The organism is Mesorhizobium yinganensis, assembly GCF_040081985.1.
GTDB classification, from domain to species: Bacteria; Pseudomonadota; Alphaproteobacteria; order Rhizobiales; family Rhizobiaceae; genus Kumtagia; species Kumtagia yinganensis.
This window is the reverse complement of sequence record NZ_JBEBMH010000009.1, coordinates 112,312-128,302: the sequence shown is the minus strand read 5'-3', so window position 1 is coordinate 128,302 and position 15,991 is coordinate 112,312. Positions and strand designations below refer to the sequence as shown.

The window sequence follows — 15,991 nt, the reverse complement described above, 5'->3', positions numbered from 1 at the left end:
CTTAGCGGAGGTGCGGCAAAGAGTGAAGCGGGAATGTGCTCGGCTTGCGACGCATGCCATCTGCCCATAAATTGTTGGGCAAATGACCTGAACCGAGGAAACTTTTCCATGGGCGTAGCAGCAAGGGTTACGGACCTCCCCCTGGAGTCGCCAGACAAGATTGACCAGTTGCGTACCTTCGGATTCACCAATGACGAAATCGATGCCTTGGTTGTATCGCGTCGGACGCTCGCGCGTCGCAAGGCAAGCAACGAGCCGCTGTCGATAGCCGAGACCGACAGGGCGTTAAGGCTTGAACGCATTGCCGAGCATGCGGACCGCGTTTTCGGCAATCGCCAGAAAGCGCAGCGCTGGCTGCGCAGCGAGATCATCGCGCTCGACGGAGTGCGCCCCATCGACCTCCTGCGGACCGAGGCGGGAGCGCGTGAAGTGGAGCAAGAGCTTCACCGGATCGATTACGGCATGCTCGCCTGAGCATGCGCGTCTGGCGCATCTCCAACTTCGCGGATTTGACTGGAAACGGCGGCCTCCATGGAGAAGGTCGCTGGCACGCCAAAGGTGTCCCGATCATCTACTGCGCGGACCATCCTTCGACGTCCTTGCTCGAAATACTCGTCCATGCAAACCGACAGACAGTACCCGACTTCTATCAGTTGATCGAAATGGACGTGCCCGACACGGTAGGTCATTTCATTCCGGACATCTTCGAGGGCTGGCGGATCGATCAGCCCCGAACGCGACGGATCGGCATGAGCTTCATCGAGGACGGGCGCTTTGCGATGATGAAAGTTCCATCGGTCGTCATGCCGAGGGCACTGAACTTTATCGTCAACCCCCTGCATCGCGACGCCGCATCGATCACGATCGTCGGCGTGGAACGTTATCCCTTCGACAGTCGGCTTTTCGCCTGAACCTGTTGGGAGCTTACGGAATCGTGAAGTTGAACCGGTAGGTCGTCGACATGCCGACCATGAACTGGTTCGGAGAGCCGCGTTCCTTCACCAGCGAGGAATCCGCCGCCGGCCCCAGCAACCGAGCATATTCGCCGAACAGGCTTGCCGTGACCTTTTCGGTAGCCTTCCAGGTGATGGCGCCGCCGACACCCGCCGATCTCATCCCGCCGCCGGGATCGTATTCGGCAAGACCCGACGCCGCGCTCTCCTCGGCGTCGACCCCATAATAGGTGTCGAAATAGTCGGCGGAAGCGAAGGAGAGGCGCGGGCCGCCCGAAATCCGGACAGTCTCGGTCATGTCCTTGAACGCATCGACCGCGACGTCGCCTACAATGCCGTCATGGGCGCGAACGCCGTACCGCAATTCGCCGCGAACGCGCAGCCAGTCGGTCGGGTAGTATTCGGCGAAGGCGCCGAGTTCCAACCCGCCCTTCACGTCGTCCATGCCCTGCAGGCCGTCGGCGTCATCCGCATCGCGCGGGAACACGATCTTGCCGACCGGACCCGCACGGAACGAGCCGGTGTCCATGAGGGAGAGCGAAATATTGTCGTTGCGCGACGTGAAGCGCGCCTCTGGGCCGACCTTGCCCAGCGAGATCATCGGCGTGGCGCGGAAAACCATGTCGCTCGCACCCTCGAACTCGGGCGCGGCATATCCAGCGGCGCCGACGGTCAGATACCAGTCGCCATGCGCCCAGTCGAAGAAACCTTTTTCGCCGGCCTCGGCCGTGGCCGCGGAAACCGCCAGCAGGACCGTTGCACAAAGAGAACGTCTTGTCATGTAAACCGAACCGCCAGCGCCAGAAGCCTCAGCTTTGCAAGCAAGACGGTAAAGTTTGAATTAAACGCACGTAACGCCGCGAGAGCGCGGTCAGCCCATGTTGAGCAGCGTCACGGAGGCCAGAGCCAGTCCGATGCCGAGATATTGCAGCCGCGAAAGCTCTTCCTCGAAGACCACGACGCCCACCAGAACGGCGCCGACCACGATCAGTGTGTTGACCAGCGCGCCGGCCACGGCCAGGTCAATGCTCCTGTTGATGAACGCAAAGACAAAGTAAGACAACGGTGACAGGGCGACAAACGCCATCAGGCTTTTCGTGCTGCCCGTCTTGCCCCAATGAGCACTGAAACTGTCGCAGACAATAAAAAGGCCGGCGCAAACCAGCATCAACGCCCATATGATGGCGAGGCTTTTCATGCGGGAAGTAAAACACTTTATGATCCGCCGGGCAAGCTGATGTCGACTGCCGGCGTACTGTTCATCGGACGGCGGCCGTGGAACCGTATCCGGTGACGCGAAGCCGCATGTAGAGCGCGCCGCAAGGATGGCGACAAAAAATGCATCGAAACGAGATGGACACAGGCCGTTCAGCCGGCAGCGTGCACCTGTTACAAAATCCACATAGAATGTCACTCTCTCCACATTCGCAAAGGCGAGTTCAAACCAAGGAGCGAGGTCGGACATGAGTGGGGATAGGACTCTTTCGGCGGCGGAAGGCAACAAGATCAGGCTGAGGCTCAACGAGGTCGGCCTGTCGCTCGACGGGATGCGCTGGCGGATCACCGGCTATTCGCGCCACTATTACGGCTTCGAGTTCCACTGCGACCAATACGAGCGCCTGCTGACGAAGGCCGAACACAACACCCGGTTCCGCAAGCACAACGTCACCCTGCCCGGCGAGAACGATCCCTGGCGGGATGCCGGCATCGATGCGTTCGGCTACAGCCAGACCCATACCTACAACTATCTGCACCTCGACATCTCGACCAACAAGCCCGGCCTCTGCCGTGTCTACATCGCGCCGCATGACTGGGGCCGCATGGGCGACCCGCAAGGCGGCCCGCCGAAGTATCTGAGCAGCGACATCTATCAGACGATCGCGAAACGCACCTCGGTGCTGGGGATCAAGCTGGAAGAATTCATCGACGGCGAACCGGCCATCGGCGGCACGACCCACGACGGCATCAACTTCAGCCCGCGCAACTACAAAAAGCTCGCGCAGGCCGTGCGGGATGCGCAGAAGGCCAACGGGCGGACCTTCATAGAAGGCAAGAAGCAGGCGGGACCCGACGCCATCGACATGTCGTTCCTTGCCACCAGCGGCACCGGCTTTCGCGAAATCTCATGGACGGACGGACAGTCCGCGACGCTCGACTTCAGCGCCCTTCACCTCGCTTTGTCCCCGGTCCGCTGCAACGTCCACATCGACGAGTTCGGCGTCGTCATCGGCGGACCGGACGGCGACATATCGCTGTCACCGAACGCCCTCCACCACATCGCCAACGAACTGATCCTGAAGACCATCATAAAGGAGTTCCTCTACGACAAGGTCAAACTTCCCAAGTGGGTCATCGACCATCTGTTCGTGGAACTGCCGAATTCGTCGGGCGGCTTCAACCGGGCCGGCTGGGGGTTCGAGTTCCACCCCTGGAAATCGGTCAGGATTACGGCCGGGCACTCCTGCACGTTGAACGACGGGGACTGCCGAAAGACCTTCACCTTCAGCAAGTCTTTCTGAGCTTGCCGCGCATCCGTAGGATCGGCGCGCCGTGAAATCGAAACGGCAGACGGCTTGTCACCCGGCCGGCCCAATCGTTCCGCTAGGCGGCCTTAACGAGTTCCTGTAAAAATTCCTTTTCGCTCTGAACGACATGTTCGCATTTCATCCGCTGGACGGGCGCCCCGCGCAGGACTAACCTTCCCCTGCGGCATGTCGCGGCATTTTCAAGGAGGGGATGACAATGACGGTATCCGGAGCGACTCAGGGCTCACTGAATGAAGCCAACCGCGAGACGCGGACAAAATGGGGTTGGTTCGTCGTCCTGGGCGTGCTGCTTCTTGTCCTTGGCGTGATCGCCGCCGGCAACCTTCTCATCGCCACAGCGGCGTCGGTTTTCTTCGTCGGCTGGATGATGATCGCTGGCGGCGTCATGGAGATCATCCACGCATTCGGCGTCAAGTCGTGGGGCAGCTTCTTCTGGTGGCTGATCAGCGGCCTGCTTTACATCGTCGCCGGCTATTTCGCCTTCACCAATCCCTTGCTCGCCTCGGCATTCCTGACCTTGTTCCTGGCGATCACGCTGGTGGTATCCGGGCTGCTTCGCGTCTGGGTCGGGTTCACCGGCAAATCGCTCTCCGGCTGGGGTTGGATCGTCGCTTCGGGTGTCATCACGACGCTTGCCGGCCTGGTCATCTGGGCGGGATGGCCGGTCAACAGCCTGTGGATCCTGGGCATCTTCCTGGCGGTCGACCTGATCATCCAGGGCGTCAGTTTCATCGCCTTCGGTTTCGGCCTGAGAAAATAAGCGTCAGAAGGCGACGGCAAGGTCCAGGGCCGAAAGCGGCGCGGCAGCGCTGAGCAGCGCCCGCGCCTCTTCCTTGTCGCGGTTCATCTGGTCGAGCAGCGCGTCCAGACCGTCGAATTTTTCCTCGCCGCGCAGGAAGCCAAAGAACGATACGTCACAGACCTCGCGATAGAGATCGCCGGCGAAATCGAACACATAGGTCTCGAGCAGCGGCTGACCGTCGCTCTCCACCGTCGGCCGGCGGCCGAAACTCGCCACGCCGTCATGCAGGTCGCCATTGGCGCGGCGCAGCCGCACGGCATAGATGCCGTGACGCAGCACCGCGTCGTCGGGCAGCACCATGTTGGCGGTCGGGAAACCCAGCGTCCGCCCGAGTTTCTTGCCGTGCACAATCTCGCTCTCGACCGTGAAGCGATAGCCGAGCAAGCCCGCCGCCTGCGAGACGTCGCCCGCTTCGAGCAGCGTCCTGATGCGGCTGGACGAGACGATATCGCCGCCCTCGTCGCTGAACGCTTCGACCTGGGTGACGCCGAATCCTCGGCTCTTGGCGGCGGCGACCAGAAAGGCCGGGTCACCCTGCCGGTTCCTGCCGAAGTGGAAATCGAATCCCGTCACCACATGTCCGACGCCGAGCCGGCGCACCAGCACGTCGTCGATGAATTCGTCCGCTGACATCTGGGCAAATGCCCGCGAAAACTCCTGCTCGACGATGGCGTCGAACCCCAACAGGCGGATCAGCCTCGCCTTGACCGGCGCCGGTGTTATGCGCGGCAGCGGAATGTCCGGGCGGAACACCGAACGCGGGTGCGGCTCGAAGGTCAACACAAGCGCCGGCATGCCACGCGCCCGTGCTTCCTCAAGAGCCCGATCGAGCACCGCCTGATGGCCGCGGTGCACCCCGTCGAAATTTCCGATCGCCACGACACCGTCGCGCAGCCGCTCGGGCAAGGTCCGCGAACCGGTCAGCCATTCGAAGCCGCCTTGGGACATGGTGTGCCGGCCCGTCTATCGCAAACGCGGAATCACGGCGACGGGCGTCCGGCCGTGATGGGTAAGGAACGCCGCGAGGCGCTCGCGATCCGGGTCATCGATATCGCCATAATCCTTGGCGTGGATGCCGCCGGAAACGTAAAGCGCGTCAATGCCGTTGTCGGCGGCGCCCTTGATGTCGGTCAGCATGCCGTCGCCGACGGCCAGCGCCTCCTTCTCCGCGACCTCGCGGCCGAGCACCTCGCCCGCCGCGGCAAGGGCGGCCTCATAGATGGGGCGATACGGCTTGCCGGCAATCAGCGTGCGGCCGCCGAGCAGGCCGTAGTCGCGCGCCAGCGCGCCGGCGCAGAAAATCATCTTGTGGCCGCGCTCGACCACGATGTCCGGATTGGCGCAGATGAACGGCAAATCGCGCGAACGCAACCGGCGGAGCTGTTCGGTATAGTCATCCGGCGTCTCGGCCTCGTCGTCGAACAGGCCCGTGCAGACGATCGCCGCGGCTTCCGGCTCCTCGACGAGTTCCACATCGATGCCCTCGAAGATCGGTTCGTCGCGCTCCGGCCCGAGATGGAAGATTTTTCGCGGCCCCTGGCGGATCAACTCGCGGGTCACGTCGCCCGAGGTCACCACCCGGTCCCAGGCCGAATCCGGCACGCCGATGGCCCGCAACTGCTTTTCGACGCCTTCATGCGGACGCGGCGAGTTGGTGATCAGCACCACGGCCAATCCCTTGGCACGCGCACGCTCAAGCGCCACGCCGGCCTGCGGATAGGCGGAAACACCGTTGTGGACCACGCCCCAGACATCGCACAGCACGGCGGAATAGGCGCCGGAAAGCTCGTCCAGCGATTCAACGAATTCGACCAAAGCCGCACCGCACCTTGCCATTTTCATCCATATGCCGGCCGCCCGCCCAGCGATCGGCCGCGCCCGGATTAACCGAGAGTTTTCGCCGTGTCACCAGCTTTGACTTAACAGCCCCGCCCCGCCGTGCAAGATGGTGGCGGCAAGGCCGCCTCCGATGGGAACGAGGAAGGGACGGCGCGGTGTTACCGGGGACGAAACCATGTCGGGAAGACTGATCGCCTGCGCGGCGGTCTTTTGTGTCATATGTTTCATCGCGCTGAAAAGCGCCGCCGGCGCCGGCGTACCGCCGGTCGACCTTGTGCTGGCGATCGCCGCCGCGACGCTGGTGCTCGCCTTGGCATCGGCCGGCTTCGCCCTTAGCGCCATGCTGCGTTCCAGGCGGGCGCATGACGAAGTCGTCCGCGTGGCGCGCTCGGTGGACGCGGCCATCCGCGACCTGTCCGCCGAAATCCGCAGAAACCAGCTTGCCTCCGGGGAGCCGGAACACGACGCCGCGCACCCGGTTCAGGAGATTATCCTGACGCCGGCAGATGAGCCCTCCGACGAAGCGCCGGAGCAGGCGCGTCCCCCCTACAAGCTGTCCAGGCTGGCCGGCCCAACCTCCTGAACAATCGCTCCGGTTGCATCGCCGGCCGTCCCGCCTTGCGCATGGTTAATCCATTTTGAACTTTGCCCGCCAACTTTAACCATCCCGGCTGACAGGATGTTCAACTATTCATGCGATCGTCTTTCGATAGATCTACGATCGGGTGCGTCAAATGTTTCGGAAATTCTGGGCCGACCGGCGCGGCAACTATGCCATGATCACCGTAATCTGCATGCTGCCGATGGTTGGCGGTCTCGCCCTTGCGATCGACTACGCGGAACTGACCCGAGAACGCGCCCAGGCGCTCTCGGCTCTCGACGCCGCCGGCATCGCCGCGGCGCGCGTCTACCTCGAAGGCATGGAGGACGCGGATGTCGAGAAATATGCCAGGGACTTCTTCGAGGCCAACGCGAACGGCCTGGATATGAGCAAGGTGACATTGACGCTCGTGCTGCCCAAGGACAATGCAGGCGGCGGCACGCTCAAGCTCTCGGCGGCCACGACATACGATCCCTATTTCCTGCCGGCGCTGACCAGCATGCTTGGCAGCAACGCGGTCACGAGCGTCGCCTTCAGCGAGACCTCCGAGGTCAGGCTGAAGAACACGCTCGAGGTTGCGCTCGTCCTCGACAATTCCGGGTCGATGTCCGAAAAAGGCGGCAGTTCCAGCACGATGCGAATGGATCTGCTCAAGAAGGCAGCGAAGGAACTTGTCACCACGCTCTCCGCCCAGGCCGACCAGATGACGCAGGTCGTGAAGCCCGTCCAATTCTCGCTCGTGCCGTTCGCCGCGTCGGTGAATATCGGTCCGGACAACGCTGACAAGACCTGGATGGATCAGGATGGCATCTCGCCGATCCATCACGAGAATTTCGATTGGACGACGATGAGCAAGGCCAATTACGGCAACAGCAAATACGTCGAGAACGTGGGTGGCATCTGGTACAAGAAGGGAACCGGCTGGGGAACCGAGGAAAACAAGAAGGTCACTCGCTTCTCATTGTATAAGGACCTTCAGCGTATAAGCGGCTACACGGCTGTGAAGACCGGCACCGTGTGTTCGAAAACCAAAAACGGCAAGTGCACGGAATACCAGGACGTGTACGAAAACCGGCCGAACTATGCGGCGTTTGCCGCATGGAAAGGCTGCGTCGAGGCTCGCCCATCACCCTATGACGTGGACGACACCGTACCCTCCACCGGAACGCCGGCGACGTTGTTCGTGCCGATGTTCGCGCCCGACGAGTCCGATCCGATCCGGTCCTACAACAACTGGTGGCCGGATCAGTACACCGACACGGAAAACAACCGGCGGCAGAAATTCATGCCCAAATATTTCGACCAGCACCCCCAGAAGGCGGTCGAAGGCATTAGAGCCCATGACAAGGCCATCATCGGCCCCAACCAGAGTTGCACCACGACCGCGATAACGCCTTTGACCGATACGTCCGTGGCGGCCGGTAAGACGACGATCAACAACGCCATCGACGCCATGCAGCCGCTCGGCGCGACCAACGTTCCAGAGGGCATGGCCTGGGGTTGGAGAACGGTGTCGAGTACCTTGCCATTCACGGGTGGACGCCCGGAGAGCGACCGTGGCAACGACAAGGTGGTGATCGTCGTGACCGACGGCGCGAACACTTATTACACGCCGGATTCCCTGGGTGACGAAAACGGCAACCCATATTCCGACAGCACCGGCAACCGGTCGATCTATTCCTCGCTGGGTTACACCAGACTGATCGTCGACACGACCAAGACCGGGCGCATCTTCCAGGGTACCAGCACGTCGATCCCCAAGACGACCTTCACTAACGCCAACTACACCGCCGCGATGAACGAGCACTTCAAGGCGCTTTGCAACAATTCAGCCTTCTCCCATCTGAAAGCCGACCTGACTCCCAACGGCGGCAAGATCATCGTCATGACCGTCGCTCTCGATCTCGACGAGAAGAAGGCTGCGGAGAAGACGCAGATCGGCCTCCTCAAGGATTGCGCCTCACCGTCCCGCATCGACAAGAACAAGATCCTGTTCTGGAACGCCACCGGTGCGACCCTGGATGTGGTGTTCGAGGAAATCGCCAACGAGCTTTCAAACCTGCGCATCGTCGGCTGACCGGCGAAGCCGACCGCTTTGCGATGCCTCGCCTCGGCGGGGCATCCTGTCCGGATTTCCGTGCGGCAAACGCCCGACACGAAGGCTTTGCCCCCGCCCGAGGCACTCTCTGCAAAAATCGACCCGAAATCGGATGCCGCACGCCTCGCCGCGTTCTTGACATCGCGAAGGCCAGGGCCTATCTCCGCGCCACGTTAGCACTCACCCAAGACGAGTGCTAATTGTGATCCGGTCAGACCGGATGGAGGAAACCCTTTCAACATCCGCATTCAGGGATAGTCAATCATGGCAAAGTCGAATTTCCGGCCGCTGCATGACCGTGTGGTCGTCCGCCGCGTCGAATCCGAAGAAAAGACCAAGGGCGGAATCATCATTCCGGATACCGCCAAGGAGAAGCCGCAGGAAGGCGAGATCATCGCCGTCGGTTCGGGCGCCCGCGACGAAGCCGGCAAGCTGGTCCCGCTGGACGTCAAGGCCGGCGACCGCATCCTGTTCGGCAAGTGGTCCGGCACCGAAGTGAAGCTCAATGGCGAAGACCTTCTGATCATGAAGGAATCCGACATCATGGGCATCATCGGCTGATCTGAATTTGGGCAATCGGCAGTAGGCAATAGGCAATAGGCCTGCTGAAACCCGTCTGCCAACTGCCCATTCCCAACTGCCTCAATTCCGAAGGAATTCAAACAATGGCTGCCAAAGACGTAAAATTCTCCCGCGACGCCCGTGAGCGCATGCTGCACGGCGTCAACATCCTCGCCGACGCCGTCAAGGTCACGCTCGGCCCCAAGGGCCGCAACGTCGTCATCGACAAGTCGTTCGGCGCCCCGCGCATCACCAAGGACGGCGTCACCGTCGCCAAGGAAATCGAGCTTGCCGACAAGTTCGAGAACATGGGCGCGCAGATGGTCCGCGAAGTCGCTTCGAAGACCAACGACATCGCCGGCGACGGCACCACGACCGCGACCGTTCTCGCCCAGTCGATCGTCCAGGAAGGCCACAAGGCGGTTGCCGCCGGCATGAACCCGATGGACCTGAAGCGCGGCATCGACCTCGCCGTCACCGAAGTCGTCGGTCTGCTCGGCAAGGCCGCCAAGAAGATCAAGACCTCGGAAGAAGTCGCCCAGGTCGGCACCATCTCCGCCAACGGCGACGAGTCGGTCGGCAAGATGATCGCCGAAGCCATGCAGAAGGTCGGCAACGAGGGTGTCATCACCGTCGAGGAAGCCAAGACCGCCGAGACCGAGCTCGAAGTCGTCGAAGGCATGCAGTTCGACCGCGGCTACCTCAGCCCCTACTTCGTCACCAACCCCGACAAGATGGTTGCTGACCTGGAAGACGCCTACATCCTCCTCCACGAGAAGAAGCTCTCCAACCTGCAGGCCATGCTGCCGGTCCTGGAAGCCGTCGTGCAGACCTCCAAGCCGCTGCTCATCATCTCGGAAGACGTCGAGGGTGAGGCTCTGGCCACGCTGGTCGTCAACAAGCTGCGTGGCGGCCTGAAGATCGCCGCCGTCAAGGCTCCGGGCTTCGGCGACCGCCGCAAGGCCATGCTCGAGGACATCGCGATCCTGTCGGGCGGCCAGGTCATCTCCGAAGACCTCGGCATCAAGCTCGAGAACGTCGGCCTCAACATGCTCGGCCGCGCCAAGAAGGTGTCGATCTCCAAGGAGAACACCACCATCGTCGACGGCGCCGGCAAGAAGGCCGAGATCCAGGGCCGCGTCGCCCAGATCAAGCAGCAGATCGAGGAGACCACCTCGGACTACGACAAGGAGAAGCTGCAGGAGCGTCTGGCCAAGCTCGCCGGCGGCGTTGCGGTCATCCGCGTCGGCGGTGCGACGGAAGTGGAAGTCAAGGAGAAGAAGGACCGCGTTGACGACGCGCTGAACGCCACCCGCGCCGCGGTGGAAGAAGGCATCGTCGCCGGCGGCGGCGTCGCGCTGCTGCGCGCTTCTGCCAACCTCAAGGCCACCGGCGTCAACTCCGACCAGGCTGCCGGCATCGCCATCGTGCGCCGTGCTCTGCAGTCCCCGGCTCGCCAGATCGCCGCCAACGCCGGAGCGGAAGCTTCGATCGTCGCCGGCAAGATCCTTGAGAACAAGGGCGCGACCTTCGGCTACAACGCCCAGACGGGCGAATATGGCGACATGATCGGCATGGGCATCGTCGACCCGGTCAAGGTCGTGCGCACCGCTCTGCAGGACGCCGCTTCGGTTGCCGGCTTGCTGGTCACCACCGAGGCCATGATCGCCGAGGCTCCGAAGAAGGACGCCCCGATGCCGGCAATGCCGGGCGGCGGCATGGGCGGCATGGGCGGCATGGACTTCTAAAGTCCGTCCTCGGGCTTGCCCCGAGGACCCAGCCAGCCAAGGCTCGAAAATACGGAAGGGCGGTCGCGAGGCCGCCCTTTTTGCATTGTGAACCGCGACGAAAAAAATCGCAAAAAAGTCTGGAACCCTTTTGCCTGCGGTGCATTAATGTGATGTCCGAGGCAGTTCAATAGACAGCCAAAGACAAAAAGACGCCTCCAGCACTGTCACAGGTGCGGGAGGCGTTTTTTTTCGACGGTGAGCCGATCCGCGATCAATCCTGTTCGTGCGGGCCGGGTTCCGGCCATGGCTCCTTCGCCGCTTCGGCATACCAGTGGCGCATCCCCGGCGTGTCCAGCACGGCGTCGACGTAAGAGCGGATATCCGGGTCCAGTTTGCCGCCATAAGTGTCGAAGCGCGTCACCACCGGCGCATACATGGCGTCGGTGGCGGTGAAATCACCAAACAGGAAAGGCCCACCCTCCCCGAATTTCCGCCGGCATTCGCGCCAGATCGCTTCGATGCGGCGGCGATTGCCGTCGCCTTCGCCCTGCATCGGCTTGTGCGCCTTCGGCCGGCGCAAATTCATCGGCCAGCCGTAGCGAAGCTCCCGGAAACCGGAATGCATTTCAGTCGCCACCGACCGCGCCAGCGCACGCGCATCGAGATCGGCGGGCCAGAGCTGCCTCTCCGGAAAGAGGTCGTTCAAATATTCAAGGATCGCAAGGGTTTCCCAGATGATCCTGCCATTGTGATTCAAGACGGGCACCTGTCCGGTCGGCGAAATCCTGGCAAGATTCGCGGCGGTCTCCGGCGTGCGCAGCCGCACGAATTCCTCCCGAAACGGGATTTCGAGATGGCGCATGGCGATCCACGGCCGCAGCGACCAGGAGGAGAAACATTTGTTGCCAATGTAGAGGACGAATTCTTCGCTCATGTCTTCCTCAAGCCTTTCTTGGCGGCGCTCCGCCTTCTGGTTAGCGCGACACCGCCACACCGGCAACGGACAAGGGCGGTTCTCGTCGCAGCGCATTCATTGCGCGTTTTCCAGAAATCGGCCGGAACCCTCTCGCCGCCAAAACATTCTAGGGATGTGCAAAGGCAATCCGGATGACGAGTCATAAGGATGGCCGATGACACAAATCGCCTCGCCGGAGCCCTCACCGGCGGGGCGGTTTCATTTTGCGGCAGAGTTTTGAGAAAAGTGCGGCCCGGGGATGGTGGCCGTCGCGGACGGACTTTATCCTCCACCCCATGACCGAAAAGATCCCGCCGCGCCTGCTCTGGGCCGCCCGACAGCTTGCCTTCGACGACACCGCCGATCTGCTCGAGGTCGGCTGCGGCCACGGCGTATTGGCCGGACTGATCTGCGAAAATCTGTCGGCCGGCAGCCTTGTCGCCATCGACCGTTCGGACAAGATGGTCGCGGTTGCGCAACAGAGGAACGCCGCCCAAATCGCTGCCGGCCGCGTTTCGTTCGAGGTGGCGGCGCTCGCGGACGCCGATTTGGGCAGCCGGCGCTTCGACCGCATCTTTGCCGTCAACGTCAATGTATTCTGGATTGATCCGCGCCGCGAATTGGCAGCGGTACGGCATCTGCTGAATCCCGGTGGGCAGCTCGACCTGTTCTACGAGCCGCCGGGCATGTCACAGGCACAAAAAATCGAAATGCTGATCGGTGAAAAGCTCGCTGCCTGCGGTTTTGAGGTCATGGCGCGGGCAAGTGAACCGCTCGGCCAGTCTCTCGGCATCCATGTGCGCGCCCAACCTTCCGACGCTTAGCCGATAGGCTCAGGAGAAGCCGGGCAAGCATGAACGACGGATGCACCAGCCCATGCAATTCGACCCCGTTCGCCGTGTTGGGCGCGACAGCCTGCGCAGCTCTGGAAGCACATAGTGCTGGAAACTGGACGGGATGGCTCGCCGTAGGCGGTTATTGTCAGCATCTGTCAGGATTCTTTTCCGGAAAGTTGTCCCCGCCCTTCCCTTTCGCAGCGATAATCTCGCCGCGTGCTGGAAGGAAGCGGCGATGGACTGGAATGCGGCGATCGACAAGAACCGGGAGGCTTTGAAGCGCATCCTTGCCATGCTTGTCGGCATGGCCGGGCTGGCTGCCGGTATTGGGCTTGCCGCTGGGGGCGTTGGCGCCGGAGGGCCTGGCGCTGGGGAGCCTGGCGCTGGGGGACCTGCCGCTGGGGAGCCTGGCGCTGGGGGACCTGCCGCCGGGGAGCCTGGCGCTGGGGGACCTGCCGCCGGGGAGCCTGGCGCTGGGGGACCTGCCGCCGGGGAGCCTGGCGCTGGGGGACCTGCCGCCGGGGAGCCTGGCGCTGGGGGACCTGCCGCCGGGGAGCCTGGCGCTGGGGGACAGTTTACTTTCTTTCCGCGGAAGGGCGCGGCCGCTTCAAGGCAGGTGCTGGCGGAAAAAAGTAAACTGTCCCCGGCACTTAACCCGGCACTTAGCCTTCCTCGCCATCTCCACCGCGCCATCCTCAAACTGCTGCGTCCGGCCGAGGCGGCGGCGCGGCGGCTGATCGTCGTGGCGGCGCGCGGGCTGGTTTTGCCGCCGCCGCGTCCGCGAGAACCGAAGCCGAAGAAGCCGAGCCGGCGCAAATTCCGCCGTATCGGCAGGCAGCCGGAAGACCGTCGCGTCCCGGCGCTGCCGCTGTTCGATCCGCTGCCGCCCTGGAACCGCCGGCCCTCGCGGCCGGCACCCAGCGGCGTGCCGCGCATCTCCATTGCCGGTTTCGGCGAACCGGTTCCTGTTGCGGCGCCTCCCTCGCGAAACGACCCGATCGATGCGTCGCGGCTGGCCTTGCGGCTTGAGACGCTGGCCGCGACCCTCGACGACCTGCCGCGCCAGGCCAAACGTTTTGCCCGCTGGCAGGCGCGGCGCGACGCGGCAAGCGCGCAGGATAAGAAAATTCGCGACGCGATGACCGTCGGGGACGGAGACCCCGATGCGATGAGCGAGCATGACAAAATGCTCGCCGCGATCGGCGCGCGGCGCAGAATGCGCAAAGCGGCGACAGCGCGGAGCGGAGACCCTCCCAGGCCGGGCCGGGCTCGCCGAATCTGGCCGCTGAAACCCGGCCGCCCGCCGGGCTGGCGCAGAAAACCCACCCATGACGTCCATGAGGTTCTGGACGTCATGCACGGGCTCGCCTGCTGGGTGCTGCAGTCGCCCGACACGTCGTGACAACGCCGTCTGTGCGACTCGACACCGAGGAATCGATGGCCGGCGCGGATTTTCCGCCGCGCGGCGGCGAACAGGGCTGTCCGCAAAGAGCTTTCTCCTCCCGTGCGCGAAGCCCGGTGAACCTGTTTCCGTACCAGCGGTTCTTTGCTCAAGCTTCGGAAAATGCGGCGTTTTCCAATTGAACCGATTTGGATCGACATGCCTTTCATTCTTCACTTGAAGCCCGTTGTGCGACGCGATACGCCACCCCCGAAAAAGTGGGCATGAGGAAAGCTGATGAGCCAGACCAGAACCGAGACCGACACATTCGGCCCCATCGAGGTCGCCGGCGACCGCTATTGGGGCGCGCAGGCACAGCGCTCGCTCGGCAATTTCAAGATCGGCTGGGAGAAGCAGCCGCTGTCGGTTGTGCGCGCCTTAGGCATCGTCAAGCGCGCGGCGGCGGAAGTGAACATGGAACTCGGCCGGCTCGACCCGAAGATCGGCGCGGCCATCGTGGAGGCCGCGCAGGAAGTCATCGACGGAAAGCTCAACGAGCATTTTCCGCTGGTCGTCTGGCAGACCGGGTCCGGCACGCAGTCCAACATGAATGCCAACGAGGTCATCTCCAATCGGGCGATCGAGATGCTGGGCGGCGTGATGGGCTCCAAGAAGCCGGTCCACCCCAACGACCACGTCAATATGAGCCAGTCGTCGAACGACACCTATCCGACGGCCATGCACATCGCCTGCGCCGAGCGCATCGCCCACGACCTGCTGCCGGCGCTGAAACACCTGCACGCCGCGCTCGAAGCCAAGGCAAAAGCCTTCGACCATATCGTCAAGATCGGCCGTACCCACACGCAGGACGCCACGCCGCTGACGCTCGGCCAGGAATTCTCCGGCTATGCCGCGCAGGTCGCCTCCTCGATCCAGCGCATCGAACTGACGCTGCCCGGTCTTCAGGAACTGGCGCAGGGCGGCACGGCGGTCGGCACCGGCCTCAATGCGCCGATCGGATTTGCCGAAAAGGTCGCCGACCGCATCGCCGCCATCACCGGCATTGCTTTCGTCACCGCACCCAACAAGTTTGAGGCGCTTGCCGCCCACGATTCCATGGTGTTCTCGCACGGCGCCATCAACTCGGCCGCCGCCGCGCTGTTCAAGATCGCGAACGATATCCGTCTGCTCGGCTCCGGCCCGCGTTCCGGCCTCGGCGAGTTGTCGCTGCCGGAAAACGAGCCCGGCTCCTCGATCATGCCTGGAAAGGTCAATCCAACGCAGTGCGAGGCGCTCACCCAGGTCTGCATCCAGGTGATGGGCAACAATTCCACCATCACCTTCGCCGGCAGCCAGGGCCATTTCGAACTCAACGTCTACAACCCGCTCATGGCCTATAATTTCCTGCAATCCGTGCAGTTGCTGAGCGACGCCGCCATCTCCTTCACCGACAATTGCGTGGTGGGCATCGAGGCGCGCGAGGACAACATCAAGGCCGCGCTCGAACGCTCGCTGATGCTGGTCACCGCGCTCGCTCCCACCATCGGCTACGACAACGCGGCGAAGATCGCCAAGACCGCCCATAAGAACGGCACCACGCTGCGTGAGGAAGCCGTGGGCGGCGGTTATGTCAGCGATGCCGACTTCGACCGGCTGGTGCGTCCGGAGGATATGACGCATCCGGGCTGA

Annotated in this window: 17 protein-coding genes; 12 read left to right on the top strand and 5 right to left on the bottom strand. The window is 62.8% G+C overall.

What is annotated here, in order from left to right; genetic code table 11:
- Positions 1 to 108: 108 nt before the first annotated feature.
- Complete coding sequence (gene parS / locus ABMA59_RS18040; RefSeq protein WP_349006765.1) at positions 109 to 474, top strand: type II RES/Xre toxin-antitoxin system antitoxin; 366 nt, start codon at positions 109 to 111, stop codon at positions 472 to 474.
- A gap of 2 nt (positions 475 to 476) precedes the next feature.
- The gene (locus ABMA59_RS18035; protein ID WP_349006764.1) at positions 477 to 911 is read left to right on the top strand and encodes an RES family NAD+ phosphorylase; all 435 of its coding nucleotides are present in this window, start codon (positions 477 to 479) and stop codon (positions 909 to 911) included.
- A 13-nt stretch (positions 912 to 924) separates the two neighbouring features.
- Here the strand turns inward: ABMA59_RS18035 and ABMA59_RS18030 are convergent, their stop codons facing one another.
- A complete protein-coding gene (locus ABMA59_RS18030) occupies positions 925 to 1,734 on the bottom strand; it encodes a MipA/OmpV family protein (RefSeq protein ID WP_349006763.1) in 810 nt (269 codons plus the stop codon).
- A 90-nt stretch (positions 1,735 to 1,824) separates the two neighbouring features.
- Complete coding sequence (locus ABMA59_RS18025; RefSeq protein ID WP_349006762.1) at positions 1,825 to 2,418, bottom strand: hypothetical protein; 594 nt, start codon at positions 2,416 to 2,418, stop codon at positions 1,825 to 1,827.
- Here ABMA59_RS18025 and ABMA59_RS18020 point away from each other — a divergent pair.
- Together ABMA59_RS18020 and ABMA59_RS18015 are read left to right on the top strand one after the other, a co-directional pair.
- Positions 2,417 to 3,472 (top strand): hypothetical protein, encoded by a 1,056-nt coding sequence (locus tag ABMA59_RS18020; RefSeq protein WP_349006761.1) that lies wholly within the window; start codon positions 2,417 to 2,419, stop codon positions 3,470 to 3,472. The two genes, ABMA59_RS18025 and ABMA59_RS18020, sit on opposite strands and share 2 nt — an antisense overlap.
- A 223-nt stretch (positions 3,473 to 3,695) precedes the next feature.
- Complete coding sequence (locus ABMA59_RS18015; RefSeq protein WP_349006760.1) at positions 3,696 to 4,259, top strand: HdeD family acid-resistance protein; 564 nt, start codon at positions 3,696 to 3,698, stop codon at positions 4,257 to 4,259.
- 3 nt (positions 4,260 to 4,262) lie between these two features.
- On the opposite strand, the gene ABMA59_RS18010 is transcribed toward ABMA59_RS18015, so the two are convergent.
- Together ABMA59_RS18010 and ABMA59_RS18005 are read right to left on the bottom strand one after the other, a co-directional pair.
- Positions 4,263 to 5,249, bottom strand: coding sequence for a bifunctional riboflavin kinase/FAD synthetase (locus ABMA59_RS18010; protein WP_349006759.1), 987 nt, complete (start codon positions 5,247 to 5,249; stop codon positions 4,263 to 4,265).
- 15 nt (positions 5,250 to 5,264) lie between these two features.
- Positions 5,265 to 6,116, bottom strand: coding sequence for a TIGR01459 family HAD-type hydrolase (locus ABMA59_RS18005; RefSeq protein ID WP_425475938.1), 852 nt, complete (start codon positions 6,114 to 6,116; stop codon positions 5,265 to 5,267).
- A 199-nt stretch (positions 6,117 to 6,315) separates the two neighbouring features.
- Between ABMA59_RS18005 and ABMA59_RS18000 the strand changes: the two genes are divergently transcribed.
- The 4 genes from ABMA59_RS18000 (at position 6,316) to groL (ending at position 11,148) form a co-directional block, all read left to right on the top strand.
- Positions 6,316 to 6,723 (top strand): hypothetical protein, encoded by a 408-nt coding sequence (locus tag ABMA59_RS18000; protein ID WP_349006757.1) that lies wholly within the window; start codon positions 6,316 to 6,318, stop codon positions 6,721 to 6,723.
- 151 nt (positions 6,724 to 6,874) lie between these two features.
- A complete protein-coding gene (locus ABMA59_RS17995; RefSeq protein WP_349006756.1) occupies positions 6,875 to 8,818 on the top strand; it encodes a TadE/TadG family type IV pilus assembly protein in 1,944 nt (647 codons plus the stop codon).
- Positions 8,819 to 9,103: 285 nt separating this feature from the next.
- On the top strand, positions 9,104 to 9,400 hold the full coding sequence (gene groES, locus ABMA59_RS17990; protein ID WP_349006755.1) for a co-chaperone GroES: 297 nt from the start codon (positions 9,104 to 9,106) through the stop codon (positions 9,398 to 9,400).
- Positions 9,401 to 9,504: 104 nt separating this feature from the next.
- Positions 9,505 to 11,148: a chaperonin GroEL gene (gene groL, locus ABMA59_RS17985; protein WP_349006754.1), complete on the top strand. Its 1,644-nt coding sequence runs from the start codon at positions 9,505 to 9,507 to the stop codon at positions 11,146 to 11,148.
- Positions 11,149 to 11,401: 253 nt separating this feature from the next.
- On the opposite strand, the gene ABMA59_RS17980 is transcribed toward groL, so the two are convergent.
- Entirely contained in the window at positions 11,402 to 12,064 is a 663-nt protein-coding gene (locus ABMA59_RS17980; protein WP_349006753.1) for a glutathione S-transferase family protein, read from the bottom strand.
- Between the two features lie 317 nt (positions 12,065 to 12,381).
- On the opposite strand from ABMA59_RS17980, the gene ABMA59_RS17975 reads away from it, so the two are divergent.
- The 4 genes from ABMA59_RS17975 to fumC all read left to right on the top strand — a co-directional run bounded on the left by ABMA59_RS17975 (position 12,382) and on the right by fumC (position 15,991).
- A complete protein-coding gene (locus ABMA59_RS17975; protein ID WP_349006752.1) occupies positions 12,382 to 12,909 on the top strand; it encodes a class I SAM-dependent methyltransferase in 528 nt (175 codons plus the stop codon).
- A 247-nt stretch (positions 12,910 to 13,156) separates the two neighbouring features.
- On the top strand, positions 13,157 to 14,323 hold the full coding sequence (locus ABMA59_RS17970) for a hypothetical protein (protein WP_349006751.1): 1,167 nt from the start codon (positions 13,157 to 13,159) through the stop codon (positions 14,321 to 14,323).
- A 35-nt stretch (positions 14,324 to 14,358) separates the two neighbouring features.
- Complete coding sequence (locus tag ABMA59_RS17965; protein WP_349006750.1) at positions 14,359 to 14,505, top strand: hypothetical protein; 147 nt, start codon at positions 14,359 to 14,361, stop codon at positions 14,503 to 14,505.
- A 94-nt stretch (positions 14,506 to 14,599) separates the two neighbouring features.
- A complete protein-coding gene (gene fumC, locus ABMA59_RS17960) occupies positions 14,600 to 15,991 on the top strand; it encodes a class II fumarate hydratase (protein ID WP_349006749.1) in 1,392 nt (463 codons plus the stop codon).